This window comes from Enterococcus crotali (genome assembly GCF_000633635.1).
GTDB lineage: Bacteria > Bacillota > Bacilli > Lactobacillales > Enterococcaceae > Enterococcus_L > Enterococcus_L crotali.
On the sequence record NZ_AYPQ01000002.1, the window covers coordinates 216,160 to 232,194 of the forward strand.

Genomic DNA, 16,035 nt, shown 5'->3' on the forward strand with positions numbered 1-16,035 from the left:
TTACTAGAATAAAATAGCTTAAGCAAACATTTTATAAAATTTAGCACAAAAAACAGCCTGTCGATTTTTTTCAACAGACTGCTTTTATCTTACCAATTGTTCGTCAGCATCAATAGTCCTGGAATCCAACAAGTAACGATTCCTTCAAATATCGCAAAATACAAGACAGGTTTCCCGATTTCCTTTTTTAGAACATATTCAATAAAGCCAGTCATCCACAAAATCCCCCACGACAGCCAAATCAAAGCAAACCGCCAATCTCCATCCACTGCATAAGAAATATATGCTGCAGGTATGGTATTGATCGCTACAAATAAAGCAAATATCCCATAAATACGCATATCTAAATTAAACACATAAATCAAGCCAACCATCAGATAGGTAAAGGCAAATAAATATCCTGTACCAGCATCATAATAAGCGCCTCTAAACAAGTAAATCGTATTGATGATAAAAGACAAACTTCCTGTAAGTAAATTAATCAATCCTGTCGATTTTTTATCCACTCCTGCTAACCCACAATAACCATTGCTGATCAGCGTGATTGCTACAAATAATAATCCGACTCCTAACAAAATAAACCCTCCAATAACTAATCAAACAAACTTGTTTTCTACGGGACTATTTTACTTTAATTCGTCTAAAAAAACTACTCCTAATTTCAGTTCACATCTCCTCTTATTGACAGAGGGCACTCCGCATGTTAAAGTCTTCAAAATACTTATCAACGAAACCGATAGCATTAAAAGAAAAGAGAGGAAGATATCGTGAAACGAGAGCAAGTCAAAAAACTAGCAAAAATCGAGCTACATTGTCATTTAGATGGTTCTATACGCCCAGAAACCTTACGGAAAATAGCAGAGCCTCAAAACATCGCTTTACCCAATGACGACAATCAGCTAAAAGAACTATTAGTTGCGCCTATTGATTGCCAAAACTTAAATGACTACTTAGAACGTTTTGACTTAGTCTTATCCTGCCTACAAACCGAAGAAGCTTTAAAAGCCGCAGCACTCGATGTTATTAGTCAAGCAGCTGAAGAGCATATTCAGTACATTGAAGTCCGTTTCGCCCCTTCTCTCCATACTGAAAAAGGACTTTCCTTGCCTAAGATAATAAAAGCTGTATTAGCGGGTCTCGAGCAGGGACAACAACTTTACGGTGTAAAAAGCAATGCCTTATTATGCGGCATGCGACACGAAGAAACTGTAGCGATCGAAAAAATTGTTCAATTAGCCGAAGAATTCAAAAAAGAGGGTATTGCTGGCTTTGATCTTGCAGGAAATGAACAAGATTTTCCTCCTTATACTTTTGAAGAAACGTTAGGGCTAGTCAATCAATTATCCATCCCTCTAACACTTCACGCAGGTGAATGCGGGTGTGGGAAAAATGTAGCTGATGCTATTTATTTAGGTGCTAAACGAATTGGACATGGTATCGCCGTAAAAGATACACCTGAATATTTTTCTTTACTGCGAGAGAACAATGTTCTAATTGAAATGTGCCCTACCAGTAATTTCCAAACGAAGACCGTCACTAAATTAGCCGATTATCCATTCCAAACATTTATCGATGCTGGCATCAACGTCTGTATCAATACTGATAATCGAACGGTTTCTGATACAACCTTAACGGATGAATACATGAAACTTCATGAATGGTATGGCATCACTTATGCAGATATGGAGAAATTAAACCACAACGCAGTGAACGGCGCATTTATCCCTGAAAGTGAAAAACAAGTTCTTCATGAACAATTAGCAAACAGCTATCAACTTTAATATAAACCCATCAAAAAGGCAAAATGGCGTTCGAATCGCCCTTTTTGCCTTTTTCCATCCTAATTAACTCTGCTACGTTTTAAAATGTACTATTTGATGATGCCTGTTTGATCGACTCCAATGATCTGCCAATCATAAATTCTAGCTGTCTTGCCATTTTGTTCTGCTTTTTCTAAAGACAGTTTGACATATCTCGCTTCAATCAAACCGATTGCATCTTTGCTATTGTTTGCTGTGTTACCTCGATGTTGAACAACCGTTGTCCAATCGCTTCCATCATGGCTCACAGAAATGTCATAATCTCTTGTATTCCAATCAGAACTTTCACCACCTGCTCCAGCGTGAAAAAGCTCAAATCCAGAAATTGTTTTCTCTGCGCCTAGATCTGCAATCATCCACGGTTTATCACTACCATTATCGCACCATTTTGTTTTTGGATCTCCATCTAGTGCAAAACGATAACTTTCACGCTCATTCGTGTAGCCGGAACCTTGAGTAGCCGTTGTCGTCGGTAAAGTCGCTAAGTTTTCTATTTTGATGCCAGCATTTTGATCGTAGACATAGAGATAATTTTCTTTGATAACCTCCGTTTCACCTGAAGTGTTCACTGCAACTGCTTTAACTGTATAGATGCCAGATTTTGCAAAAGAAAGTGTCACTTCTTCGCCAGAAGCGTTTTGAGGTGTCGCTCCCATCACTTCCCAATTAACCGTTTCAGTCGATTTAGAAACCTCCGCCGATAAGGTTACTGTTTCACCCACTGACAACAATGTACTACTAGCATTGATCGTTATTTCTGGTTTTTTCAATGCTTCAAATGTATAAACTGCCGCCGCTCCTTTTCTTTGGTCTTCCCGACCATACTGATCGACTGGTACCACTTGATAGTTAGCCGTGTCACCTGTTCGCTCTTGATTTAATAGCGTATACGACGTATTTGCTGTTTCACCTTCAAACTGTAGTTGACCAGCAACTTCTCGATAAATACGATAAGATGCAGTGTTCTTCCCTTTTGTCTGCCAGTTCATTCGAATACTTTCTGTCAGATCGTCCACAATCGTTTTTCCAGAAAACTCAAGATTACTGACAGCGCTGATTGGTGTTGATTTTTCTTTCCCTATTCTTAATTGACCTAAATAGATAGAAGCTGTTTCAGTTTGAGCATTTTTTATGTTCAAACCAATCGCTGTAATCGTTTGACAAACTGCCGGCTTAAGTGAATAAGTCGTTTGTATCCAACCATTTTCTAGAGGTTGCTTAGTCCCTTGAATAATCAATGGTTTTTCTTTTCCTTGTAATTCCAAGATTAATGACATTTCATCTGCACCTTTCGTTATGATCGATGCTGTTTCAGAAGCACTAGCTTTTATTTTGGTAGCGTAAAGCTTGATAAATGTGTTCTTGTCCGCTGCCATCGGCCCTGTCAATTTGATAGAAGAACCGCCATTAAACACATCTTCATAGCTAACTGCAGCCTTCAACTGGTTGCCCTCTTCATTATCAATGACCCAGCGATAGGTTGGCATTACGTCTTGAATACTTCGGTTATTAAACGTTCCTTCTTTGACTTTGGTGCCATTTTTATAAAAATCATCGCCATTTCCCACGTTAAAATTCGTCAAGAACGGCAACTTCGTGATGGGCGTTTTTTCTACATAGTAACGTGAAACACCTTGCCATTCACTGTTAGGAGTTTCTACTGCACGCGGATCTCCTTGTGGATTTATCCATAGTAATTTTTCATTTTCCCAATACTGATCGATATCATACTGCCCACCATCTCGTAATGTCCAATCTGGACAATAAAGACCTAAGGAAACCAACGGATGTCCGTCTTCGCCCAAAATACTGCTTGGTTTACGTCTGGTATTTACACCATTTGCCTGCACATCGATTCCAGCAAAAAGATCGTAGGGACTACGTTTCAATTGTGTTGCTTTTTCATTCGATGACTGAAGTCCTTGCCAACGGAAATCAATAAACATCTTATCTGAAACACGCTTTTTCCCCTCTTGAAAATATCCTTGATTCATCTCATTGAGTGCTCCTTGCCACGCTACAGCACCACTTGGAATCATAGAATCATACCAAATAATTTGCTGATTCTTTGGTTTTCGCGCTTGTAAATAATTCATAACTTCCTTCATCCCAGCAGCCGTTTGTGCATCAACGTTAGTTTCTTGATTAATGAACCACCCATCAAAACCATATGCTTGGGACATTTCCAACAATTTATCCGCCATCGGAAATCTTCCTTTTTGGTCCTTTTGAACAAATTGTTCTACCCACTCACTCTTTCCACCATACGCTTCTGGCGGAAAAAATACCGTTCCAACTACAGGGACACCATTTCTATGCGCTGAATCAGTGACATCACCACTAGGCGGAACAATGATTCCCTCACCTGATGAACCCGCCCACGCAACCAACGTATCTACATATTGCCAATTTGTAAAATTATAGACCGCTTTATCCGTTCCACCTTGTGACGGCGTGCCTTTTGTATGACGATTCACGATTGCGATCGATAGTACTTTTGCCTCTGTACTTTGGTCTGCATTTGATTTTTTTCCTTGAACTCGAGCGGCTAACGGAACTTTGGATACGTTAAACGGTGCATCTGGATCACTTTTAGGACTCCAATTTAACAACGTCTCAGGAAATAAGGCTGTTGATTCCGGCATTTGCTCAAACACGGGAATGCCACTTTCCTGATTACTTCCCAATTCAGATGATTCTGCATAGACAGTTGACGTAAGCGTCAGATTCACACCCGTCATGATAGCAAGTGTAGCAGCTGAACAATAAAACACACTTCTCCACGTTTTTCTTTTCACTGAATGAACCTCCTTAAGTTAGTTACCCGATTTCAGTATTATTCATTCTCACACAAAATGTTAGCGCTTTCTTTCTATTTTATAAATAGACAAACTATAGCATTTATATCAAAAAGTATAGGTTTATTCATGGTGAATCGTTAAAAACAGCTGAAACGTCAAGTTTTATACTCTCCATCTCAGCTGCCATATTAATTGATTTTGTAGAAATGAAAAGAAAATCCGTCCATCAATTTTATAAGATCTATTATGATTTCCTCTTCTTCTTTCGCTTTTGGTTTATCACACCAAACTGCCAGAGCAGCGCCTTTGACTTGTTGCTGTTCAGTTGGGGAAACTAGTTGGTGTGACGCGAATAACTCAGGTTGCCATTTTTCTTTTATTTTTTTTGCAGTAGGATACGTATACCCAGCATTCTCACCAAGTACGTAATAGAGGTAATTATCATTAAAATTAATGACAGAATAGCCTTCGTCCAAAAAGGTTTGAACAGGCGCCATTTCTTTTTGCCATTTCGTCCAATAGGTAATTTCAACATTTTTTGTCAGAATAGAGCGTTGGTTATTTCTAAAAAACGCATCATTCCAAACTCTAGGGATAAATCCGTGCTCCTCAACAAAATGAGCGACTGTGTTGACATAGTTTTCAAATTTATAAATGCCATCGTCTTTCAAGGCTGGATACCGATCCATTTGATCGAATGCCACAAACTCGTCTGCACCGATATGGAAATAGCGACTATCAGAGAACAACTGCAGATACTCTTGGTATAGCGAGAGTACAAAGGACACCGCTTGTTGATTTGTAATATCTAACGCGGCAGGAACTTTCCCAATGCCCCCTGCTTCCTCTTGTATCAACAATTGCCAATCTGGATAAGCTTTTAACAAATGTTCCATATGCCCTGGCGTATCAATATCAGGAATTATTTCAATCGATAAGTAGGCTGCGTAACGAATTAATTCTTTCACCTCGGCAATTGACAGAAATTCATCAGAAACCAGTTCAGGATAGTGTATCGATTCAATTCGAAAACCATTATTTTCAGAAAAATGCAGTTGCAGAAAGTTACAGCCATACAGAGCCATTTCTTCTAAGATTCGATGTAGTCCTTTCGGCGAAATATACTTCCTGCCAATATCCAACATAACGATTCGTTCTGTTACAACCTCGAAAAATTGTCCTGATATGATTTCCGCTCCTGTTTTTAACAATTTCGCTAAATACATAACGCCACGAAACGCAGTCGATCGACTATCCGCCTGAACCGCGATTTGTTCAGCCGTATCTATTATAAAAGTGTTCTTTGCTTCTGACGAAAAGCTGACGATAACATCAGCCTCCTCAGGTATTTTTACAAAACGGATTTTTTTATTTAGTAATCGTAAATATAAATAAGCTATTCTCTGGCGCTCTGCGTCAAAAGCCTGATCCATATAAAAACTGATATTTTGTACATCGAATAAACGAACTACTTCGACACCTTTCACGCCAAACCTCTTTTTTCTTTTGCCAACAACAAGCAGCCCATAGTACCACTGTTATCACCTAAATCACAGCCAACAATATACTCATCCAAAGCAGGCAACGAAACATAGCCACCTAATTGTTGTTCTAATGATTCACGAATTTTCGGAAAAAGCTGGGTCTGCTTCATCACTCCGCCGCCTAAGATGATTTTTTCTGGCGAAAGAACTAATGTATAGTTCATCAAAGCCTGCGCTAGATAAAAAGCTTCAACTGCCCAGACGTCGTGATCCATTTCCAATAGTTGTCCTTTGACTCCCGTTCTTTTTTCCAATGCAGGTCCAGCAGCTAGCCCTTCTAGACAATTATCATGATAAGGACATACGCACTCCAATGTATCATCAGGATAGCGTCGAACAGTGATATGCCCCATCTCCGGATGACTAAACCCTTGCAACACAGCCCCGTTCACAACAGCGCCGCCGCCAATCCCTGTTCCGACAGTCAGATAGATACAGCTTTGAGTCCCTTTTCCGGCACCCAAGTGAATCTCACCATAAGCAGCTGCATTTACGTCAGTAGTCCAAGCAATCGGAATAGCATAGCGTGCTTTTAGCGCTCCTAAAAGATCCATATTTGTCCAGCCTATTTTTGGGGTAGAAGTAATATAACCATACGTACTGGATTTCTGATTAACATCGATTGGGCCAAACGAACCTACTCCTAGCGCCTTCAATTGGTAGCTATCAAAAAATTCAAAGACTTGATTTAATGTTTCTTCTGGTAATGTTGTAGGCAAACTGATTCGTTCAATGATCTGTAAATCTTCATCCGCTACTGCACAGACAAATTTAGTCCCACCAGCTTCGATCGATCCATAATATTCCATCAAAATCACTTCTCTTTCTTATCGGTCAAATCCAATTGTACGAATTTCATAGGCTTCTAGGTTGTTCGTTACTTTTCCAGGTTGTTTCACTTCTAGTAAGTTTAATAAATAAGAATTTGCGCCAGTACTTTTTTCTATCACGACCTCATCTGACTTATCACTCATATTGAACCCTCTCACAACAAGGGCTTGATTCTTCTCACTGTTTTTCATTGCTGTTACTGCAAATTTGTGCCTTCAATTGTTAAATAGGCATCTTTTGCCTTTAATTGCCCTGCATGATTTGTTGTTTGTTTTACACTAAAAGGAATTTGCGCTGCATACGCTCGTTTGTACGTAGCATATCGATCCATTGCTTCCCCATGAAAATCAACGCCATATTTAAACGTGTGCTGTCCGATACACTGCGCTTCTGGCGTTGGGAAATACCCCCAATCGCCCATTTCACCAACGGCTCTTAAAAGAGTTAGCGCAATCGTGTTTGCTTCTGGTAAAACCTCATATTCATTTAACCCAAAGTTTGAAACCGTTATCCCAGACTTTTCATCATGGATATTAACAAATGCATGCTGATGCTGAGGATTGGTTGGATTTTCCCAACTTTTACTAACTTGATTTGGTCGCGTAACCACTTCATAGATACTATCTGCTTCGTGTGTCTCTGCTTTTATCCCTGTTGGAAATAGCATCCGCAAGCGATGGTCTTTCATTTGGTTATTTAAAGCTGTTTCAAAGCTCAATCGAGGAGAATCTTTTTCCATCGTTACTACTGTTTCGATCGTTAATTCTTTCAATTTTGATGAGCGCTTGGCTTTTCTATAACGAAAATCGACGACAGATTTTTGTTCTTGTTCCAATAAATCTTCCGCAGATTCGGGAATCATCATGCGTTGAATGATCTTGACTTGCACCATGAAAGATTCATCTTTCACTATGGAAACTTCTGCTGGAAGCCCGCTAGATAAAAGTGGAGTCGTATCTTCTGGTTGTTTAAAAATATATTCATTTCCGATATCTCCAGTATTTTCAATCGTCAGTAATTTGTTATATATTCTGCCTGACGTTTTATCCAAGACTTCTAATGTTCCATCACCATTGATCATTACCTTCAAGCGGCTATTTTCCAACACATCATTTTCTTCATTTACGACCATTGAGTCTGTTTTGCCAACTGGCGTTTTTGTTTCTCGCAATGCAAAAGAGTCCCACGAAAAGGCTGGCATGTTATTTATAGGCAGTTCTATTTCCACATATTTAGCCATATATGGTACTCTGAAACGATCTTTCGGCAAATCATAGCCAAAGCTAACTTCAGGATTTGAAATCAAGGCTGGTACTACTTGACCTTCAGAATCAATCACTTCAAAAGTTGGAGTTTGACTTTCAGCAAGCTCTGCCCATAATTCATGAGGTATCCCTTCCTTAAACGGCTTTCTCTCGATTTCTATTTTTATTTTCGTGATTTCTGATTTTTGATACCCCGATGTATTAAATACAACAAATGGATAACTTGTGTCGGCAAACTGCTTTGTATCGACTGCTTTAACTAAGTGAGTCAAGGCATCTTCAGCCAAAAATTTCCCGACTTCATTCGCTTTTTCAAACCGCGGAATCATTTCGCGATGTACTTCGTCGACCGAACAGCCGCAAATGCTATCGTGGGGATGATTTTGTAACAATAATTTCCAAGCGTAATCAAGTTGATCGTGCGGATAACTTTGTGTTAGTTCATAGGCCATTGCAGCTAATGGTTCTGTCACATTTTCCAGTTGGCGCTCAACAGTGGTATTCCATTGTTTTAAATAAACTCTTGCTGAAGCCGTATTCGCTAAAGTAAACCAGCCATCCGTCTCTTGGCTCGTCAATTCTCCTTGGACTGTTCCAACTTTGTCTGGTAAATCTTGACGCATCTGTTTTAAGTACTCATCAAAATTTGAGTGAATAAATTCATATTCAGGGAATAATTCATTTGCCAAGGCGATTGCTTTGGTAATATCCTTTTGGACTGGCTGATGATCGACGCCATTCATCATCAATAAATGATCCGTAGAAGCAAATTTTTCAGCTTCAGCTAACTTTTGGTTCCAAAACATTAAAGCCGCTTCTTTTTCAGCTGGTATTTCATTACCGTTACTGTACCAGTTAGCAAACAACAACCCTAAAATAGTACTACCATCCGGTCCTTGCCACCACATTTCTGAATACTGTGAGGTATAATTTTCATCCTCTAACACTTCATTGTTAAAGCCAACTGGTTTCACTCCTCGACCAAAAGCCGCTGCGTCTAAATCAGCCTGTTTCATCATTTGTGGTGTTTGCCCCATGTTACCAAACGTATCTGGGAAATAACCTAGCTTGACTTCCGGTCCCCATTTTTCGCTTTCCTTTTTACCAATCAGCATATTGCGCACATTTGATTCAGAGCTGATTAGAAAATCATCTTGCAAGATATAAAATGGTCCGATTCGTAGTTTCCCATCCGTAATTGCTTTTTGAACGGCGGATTTCTTCTCTGGTCTAACTTGTAAATAATCATCTAAAATAATCGTCTGACCATCCAAATGAAAACTATCGAATGCCGGATCGGTCTCAATCAATTCCAACACGTCATCTACCAGCTCAACTAAGCGCATATGGTGTTGTTCATACGGCATGTACCATTCACGATCCCAATGAGAATGAGAAATGATATAGACTTTTTTCTTCATAATTTTACACTCCATCCATTCTTTTTATTGTTCAACTCGAATATCAAAATAATCCATTACCAGTTCACAAAACATCATATTAGCCCAAGAGAACCATTCACGTGTATAATTTTTCGGATCATCAACATCAAATCCTTCATGCATTAAGTGTGTCCCTCCGTCATTGGCTACTAAAGAATTCAAGATTCGTTCTTTTTCTGACTTGTTTTTTGTCGTCATGCCTTCCATCGCCAATGCGATCGGCCAAATATAATTTTCTGGCGTATGAGAACTACCGATTCCTTTAGCGTATTTTCCTTCATAAAAATAAGGATTTTCCTTACTTAAAATTGTTTGCCTAGTCGCTTGATATGTGGAGTCCTCAACTGTTGTATAACCTAAATAAGGTGCTGCAAGTAAATTAGGAATATTGCTATCATCCATGATGCTGGCGTTGCCTAACCCATCAACCTCATAAGCGTAGATAGCTTTCCCAGATTGATTGTCTGTTTTACCAAATCGTTGAATCCCAGCATCGATTTCTTTTCTAAGAGAAGCCGCTTGTTCTACGATTTCTGGATCAGGCAGTATCTCAGTAAAAATCTCTTCGATATAGCCTAAAATAACTACTGCAAACATATTCGATGGCACTAAATAACCGTAACGGCAAGCGTCATCACTTGGACGAAAGCCAGACCAGGTCATTCCTGTTTTACTGACCTCACTGCCTCGACCTTCATTTACAAGTGTGTCTTCTAAACGCGTAGTATCGCGTTCGAATGTATAGGCTAAATTTTGGTGTTCTTGTTCTGTTTTAAAAACCGTCAAAATCTTTTTCACACCTGCTACAAAATTCTCGTCGAACTGCTTCTGACATCCCGTATTTTTAAATAGCAAGTATGCGAGCTGAACGGGGTAACAGAGTGAATCTATTTCGTATTTTCGCTCCCAGATCCATGGATTCATCGTCGTGTGATCGGTCTGATGTCCGGCACCATTCGGTTCTTCATTGAATGCATTAGCATATGGGTCGATCGTGATGTAGAAAAATTGACGTTGGACCAGACCACAAATCATATCTCTCAATTCTTCATCTTCTTTGGCGATAACTAAGTAAGGACGGACTTGAGCTGTAGAATCTCTCAGCCACATTGCAGGAATATCTCCTGTTAGTAAAAACGTAGTTCCATCCGCTTGCCTTTTAACCGTTGTCGTCAATGTGTTGGCAAAAGCCGCATTGAAGTTCTCTGCCCAACCAGCATGTTCTTCCCCACACATTTGAGTGATTTTATCCATAAAAGCTTGAACGGAATTTGGTATTTTTTTATAAGTCATACGTACCTCCTAATAGTTGATATATCATTTAACAACGAAAGTATATGCTAATGAAAGCGTTTTGTCTACTGTTTTTATTAATATTTTTAAATTGAACTCTTTTTCTTTCTATGTTAAACTAACAACAATGATATATCATTTAACATTTAGGAGAACAACTATGTCAAAACCATTGTATAAAAAAATAACCGATGACTTATTGCAAGCAATCGAAACTGGAAAATTACCAGAAAATGCCCAACTTCCAACAGAAAAGGAACTCTCTCAAACGTATAATGTCAGTCGTATCACCTCTAAACGAGCTCTGACAGAACTTGAAAACCAAGGACTGATTTATCGCATTCAAGGAAAAGGCAGCTATGTTCAAAAACGGAAACCAATGAAGAAAAAAGTATCACGTATTTTATTTTTGATTCCCTTTGTAAATGATCTTTCTCTAGGGAACTTCAATGAGGGATTAGCACCTGTCACAAGTGAACATCATTATGAAGTAATCATGTCTTCTTCGGAATTTTTGATCAATAAACAAGCAGCTGATATCATTGAAGACTTTGATGGGATGATCTACTATGCACATAATACTGAAGATTTTCTAGATACGTTATTCGAGTTGTCTATTCAGCAATTTCCAGTCATTATCTTAGATAAAAAGATCCACGATCTGCCTTATCCCACTATTCAATCAGATAACTTTTCAGGTGGTGCAATGGCGACATCTTATTTAGCAACCCAAGGTCATCAGCGGATTGCTTATATTTTCGGAGAAGAAACACTACCTCAATCTGTACGGCAGCGCTATTTAGGCTACATTCATGCGACGAAAGAACAGCACTTATCTTTTCACACCGCTTTAACAGATAAACAAGCGTTTCAAAACTCCGATGTCATTGCTTATATTTCAGAAAATGCGATTACTGGTGTTGTCTGCGAAAATGATTTAGTAGCGATTTCTTTAATGAACCAAGCCAAGCGAGCCAACATTGATATACCAACTCAATTATCCATTATCGGATTCGATAATATCCAAGCTGCCTCATTGATCGATCCTTCTTTAACCACGATTGCTCAGGATTTTAAAGGGATGGGCAAACTTGCAGGTACGATGCTGATAGAATGGATCGAAAAACAAGTGATTCCAGCAGATCAACAAGTTCCAGTAAAACAAATTATTCGACACTCAACAAAGGAGAATTAATGTATGAAACCAACACTTATCGATACTAGACACGGAACCGATAATCAACATTCTTTTTCAAATGGTAATTGTTTACCCTATACTGGTGTGCCTTTTGGCATGAATTATTTTGCACCTCAGACAAATGGAGATAACGGTAGTTGGTGGTTCAATCCTCGCGATCGTGTCTTTCAAGGATTTCGTTTGACACATCAGCCTAGTCCTTGGATGGGGGATTTTAGTTATTTGGTTATGTTGCCTTTTAACGGCAAACTAAAAGAATCGACTGTCTTTCATGCTCAGTCTTCTTACCGACCAGATGAAAGCGTTTTTAAACCTAGTTATTTAGAACTGACAGCACAGCGCTATCAACTGACAACTCGTCTGATTCCAAGTATGTATGGTGGTGTCTTAACAGCAAGTTACACACAAGCAGATGCTGGACTTTTACTTTCACTCCCTGGAAAATATCAACTTACTGTCGAGGATAAACATACCGTTTCCGGCTCTATAATAAACTACGCAGGTTGTGAGGATAAGCATTTTTCTTTTTATTTTACATTGCACTTTGACCAAGCTTTAACTTTTGAAAAACCTGTCGAGCAAACAGGCGAAAATGAGTGTATTACTTTTTCATTTGGGAATATTAAAGAACAAGTAGTCCAGTTTGGTACGTCGTTTATCAGTTTAGAACAAGCGAAGTTAAATTTGTCTCGTGAAGCTCATTGGCAACCAGCAGACTACCTTGCAAACTCAGAAAAGCAGTGGTCTCATTATCTGAATAAAATCGAGATTCAAGATAAGAACCAGCAGCGTCGTTCGACCTTTTATCATAATTTATATCGTGCTTTTTTATTCCCGCAAACATTTTATGAAAAAGATGCTAACGACAAAATTATTCATTATGATACGTTGGCTAAAGAAGTAAAACCAGGATTTCTCTATACAAATAATGGGTTTTGGGATACTTATAAAACGGTGTATCCACTTTATTCATTGATTGCTCAAGAAAAATATGCTGAAATGCTGGAAGGTTTTTTAAACAGTTATCGAGAAAGCGGCTATTTGCCTAAATGGCTTTCACCTGATGAACGAGGCTTGATGCCGGGCACGTTGATCGATGCTGTAGTTGCCGATGCTGCAGTGAAAAATATCCGTCCTGATTTGATGCCTGAATTTTTAAAAGCTATGATCAAAGGCGCAACGATTCAAAGCGAGAATCCAAATTATGGCAGACAAGGAACCAATGATTATTTAACCTATGGATATGTTCCTGCTAACTATCACGAGTCAGTCAACCATACCTTAGATTATTGTTACAGTGACTTTTGTATCAGCCAAGTTGCAAACTCCTTGAAAGAACATAAAATCGCTGAACATTATACAAAACAAGCCAAAAACTATTTAACTATTTTCGATCCTCATTCTGGCTTTATGCGAGCAAAACAAATAGATGGAACGTTCAAGCAACCATTTAATAGTCATCAATGGGGTGAAGACTACGCTGAAGGTAGTGCTTGGCAGAGCAGTTTTGCTGTATATCATGATTTTAAAGGCTTGATATCAGCTTATGGTGGACCAGACAACTTCCAAGAAAAATTGATTGATTTATGTAATCAGGCACCTGTTTTCAATGTGGACGGGTATGGATTTGAAATTCATGAAATGAGTGAAATGGCTGCCACAGAATTTGGGCAATTGGCGATTTCTAATCAGCCGAGTTTTCATTTCCCTTATTTATTTAGCTACCTTGGTAAACCGGAATTTGCTCAACCGTTACTTAAACAATTGATGAGTCAAGAATTCAATGATGGTCCCACTGGTTTTCCAGGTGACGAAGATAATGGAAGCATGGCTAGTTGGTATATTTTTAGTTCATTGGGCTTTTACCCTGTTTGCCCTGGTTCAGGTGAATACGTGATTGGCATGCCTTTGTTTGATAAAGCGATTATTCATTTATCTAACGGTGAAACACTGAATATTTCTACTAGTCCAAATCAGGAACAGCAACAATTTGTTGATCATATTCGTTACAATGATTCTTTACATGAGGGGCTAGTTTTCACTCATGACAGCTTGATGAATGGTGGTACGATCGACTTTACTTTAGGCATCGTGCCTAGACCAAGACAATACAAAGAAGAGCAACTTCCATTTAGTATTTAATAACGTTTTATTTACGAAAAGAGGTTGGGTCAGAAGTGTTTAACCCCGAGAAATAAGAAGAGATTCACGAAAATTGCTCTTCAAATTTTTGTGAATCTCTTCTTATTTCCGAAGGGGTTGCTTCTGATCCCACCGTTTATTCGGATTTAGAGCCCGTAACAAAACTGATTTTTAGTTTTGTCCCGGACTCTTTTTCACCTATTCTTCACCCACTGAGTTATAATGATGTTTGTATTTTTCTCGAAATTCTTTTGGGGTTAGATCATTCATCTTTTTAAACAGTTGAGAGAAATATGTGCTGTTGTTAAAGCCTATTTTATCAGCGATTTCATTTACGTTATCGTCCGTATAGAGTAACAGGTTTTGCGCTTTTTTCATTCGATATTGGTTCAAATATTGTGAAAAACTCTTCTTTGTTTCTTTTTTAAATAGTTGCCCCAAGTACATTACATTAAGATGCAACGATTGAGCTACACATTTCAAAGTTAATTCGCTCGTATACTCTGAGCGAATTTTATCAATTACTTTTTGAACATTCTCTGAATAATCGTATGCTATTTTCTCCCGGGTGATTTGAGTCACTGTAGTAGACAGAATATCATGTAGTTTATCTGCATTCGATGAGTGATTGATATCATCTAAAACTTGCTGATACTCCCCTTCATCTAAATGATTAAAACGACGATAGATATCCATAAAAAGCATAAACGTAATATGGCGAACATCTTCTGGCGAGCGCCGATTTTTTGTGTTTTAGTAAAAATTTCAGCAATCGTAGTCTCGATCGTAGTAAAGTCTCCCACCATCAAGGTTTTGTTAAAATTAATAATATCTGCCGAAAGATCAAAATCATCTGAAAAAACAGAATATAGCACATTACTGCCACTTGCTTCATAAAACTTATAGCGTTGCAGCGTCTGATTAGCTTTTTCATAACTGTCCGGTACATCTTCCCAATCACTGACCGTCTCACCGACACTTATCAACCAGCTATCGTCTTCATTGACCTGTAAAGGATTTGCAGTTAACAATTGGTTCAATTGATACTTACCACCTTTTAATATATGTACAATCAGGCTTTTATCCCCTAGATTCCGAGTAAACAACAACGATTGCTGCTGATTTTCCAGCCAGTCAATGACATTGATTTTTTTCTCACGATTTACCTCGATCAATAAAACTGTCCACTCTGACTTTTCTGCCGTATTGACCAATCGATCCAACTCTTCATAACTGTCCTTGTCAATTTCACCATTCACCCATTGAGACAATAAAATTTCACTATACAAGCCATTTCTAGTTTCCTGCTGATTACGATCATCCAAACGTTTTCTTGCTTTTTTGACACTTTTTAAAAGCTCGATCTTATCGACGGGTTTCATCAAATAATTGATGGCCCCCAATTGCAAACCGCCTTTTAAAAAATCGAATTTTTGATAACCAGAAAGGATCATAAACTCAAATTCCCTTGCCTCTTTTTGAGCAGCTTCAATGAATTCTAACCCTGTCATTTCCGGCATCGTAATATCAGTGATCACTAGATCAATCGCCTCTGTCTCCATCATCGTCAGTGCTTCTTTGGCATTTCTGGCGGTCCCTTTGATGGAAAAACCTTCTGCTTCCCACGAAATAATTTTTTTCAGTCCATTTACGATCATATATTCATCATCTACCAGTAAAACATTGTAATTCATTTTAT

The 16,035-nt window shown here is 38.6% G+C and carries 10 protein-coding genes and 1 pseudogene; 3 read left to right on the forward strand and 8 right to left on the reverse strand.

The annotated features are described in order from the left end of the window. Positions 1–89: 89 nt before the first annotated feature. Positions 90–575, reverse strand: a complete 486-nt coding sequence (locus V192_RS0105780) for an AmiS/UreI family transporter (RefSeq protein WP_025869873.1) — start codon at positions 573–575, stop codon at positions 90–92. 192 nt (positions 576–767) lie between these two features. Here V192_RS0105780 and add point away from each other — a divergent pair, with 192 nt between their 5' ends. Next, the gene (gene add, locus V192_RS0105785) at positions 768–1,781 is read left to right on the forward strand and encodes an adenosine deaminase (protein ID WP_025869874.1); all 1,014 of its coding nucleotides are present in this window, start codon (positions 768–770) and stop codon (positions 1,779–1,781) included. An 89-nt stretch (positions 1,782–1,870) separates the two neighbouring features. Here the strand turns inward: add and V192_RS0105790 are convergent, their stop codons facing one another. The 5 genes and pseudogenes from V192_RS0105790 to V192_RS0105810 form a co-directional block, all read right to left on the reverse strand. Continuing rightward, entirely contained in the window at positions 1,871–4,618 is a 2,748-nt protein-coding gene (locus V192_RS0105790) for an endo-beta-N-acetylglucosaminidase (protein WP_025869875.1), read from the reverse strand. 191 nt (positions 4,619–4,809) lie between these two features. Continuing rightward, positions 4,810–6,108 carry a family 20 glycosylhydrolase gene (locus V192_RS0105795; RefSeq protein ID WP_035010941.1) on the reverse strand — a complete coding sequence of 433 codons (1,299 nt, stop codon included), beginning with the start codon at positions 6,106–6,108 and terminating at the stop codon, positions 4,810–4,812. Next, positions 6,105–6,974: an ROK family protein gene (locus tag V192_RS0105800; RefSeq protein ID WP_025869877.1), complete on the reverse strand. Its 870-nt coding sequence runs from the start codon at positions 6,972–6,974 to the stop codon at positions 6,105–6,107. Before V192_RS0105800 ends, V192_RS0105795 begins: the two co-directional genes overlap by 4 nt. Positions 6,975–6,992: 18 nt before the next feature. Next, a pseudogene (locus tag V192_RS19420) lies at positions 6,993–9,682 on the reverse strand (alpha-mannosidase). A 24-nt stretch (positions 9,683–9,706) separates the two neighbouring features. Then, positions 9,707–10,996 (reverse strand): glycoside hydrolase family 125 protein, encoded by a 1,290-nt coding sequence (locus V192_RS0105810; protein ID WP_025869878.1) that lies wholly within the window; start codon positions 10,994–10,996, stop codon positions 9,707–9,709. 160 nt (positions 10,997–11,156) lie between these two features. On the opposite strand from V192_RS0105810, the gene V192_RS0105815 reads away from it, so the two are divergent. Beyond that, complete coding sequence (locus tag V192_RS0105815; protein WP_025869880.1) at positions 11,157–12,191, forward strand: GntR family transcriptional regulator; 1,035 nt, start codon at positions 11,157–11,159, stop codon at positions 12,189–12,191. 3 nt (positions 12,192–12,194) lie between these two features. Continuing rightward, complete coding sequence (locus V192_RS0105820) at positions 12,195–14,336, forward strand: GH92 family glycosyl hydrolase (protein WP_025869882.1); 2,142 nt, start codon at positions 12,195–12,197, stop codon at positions 14,334–14,336. 198 nt (positions 14,337–14,534) lie between these two features. On the opposite strand, the gene V192_RS21980 is transcribed toward V192_RS0105820, so the two are convergent. Next, positions 14,535–15,032: a helix-turn-helix domain-containing protein gene (locus tag V192_RS21980; protein ID WP_239644581.1), complete on the reverse strand. Its 498-nt coding sequence runs from the start codon at positions 15,030–15,032 to the stop codon at positions 14,535–14,537. Further along, positions 15,002–16,030 (reverse strand): response regulator, encoded by a 1,029-nt coding sequence (locus V192_RS19425; protein WP_239644582.1) that lies wholly within the window; start codon positions 16,028–16,030, stop codon positions 15,002–15,004. The genes V192_RS21980 and V192_RS19425 overlap by 31 nt, the downstream gene beginning before the upstream one ends. Between the last annotated feature and the right edge of the window lie 5 nt (positions 16,031–16,035).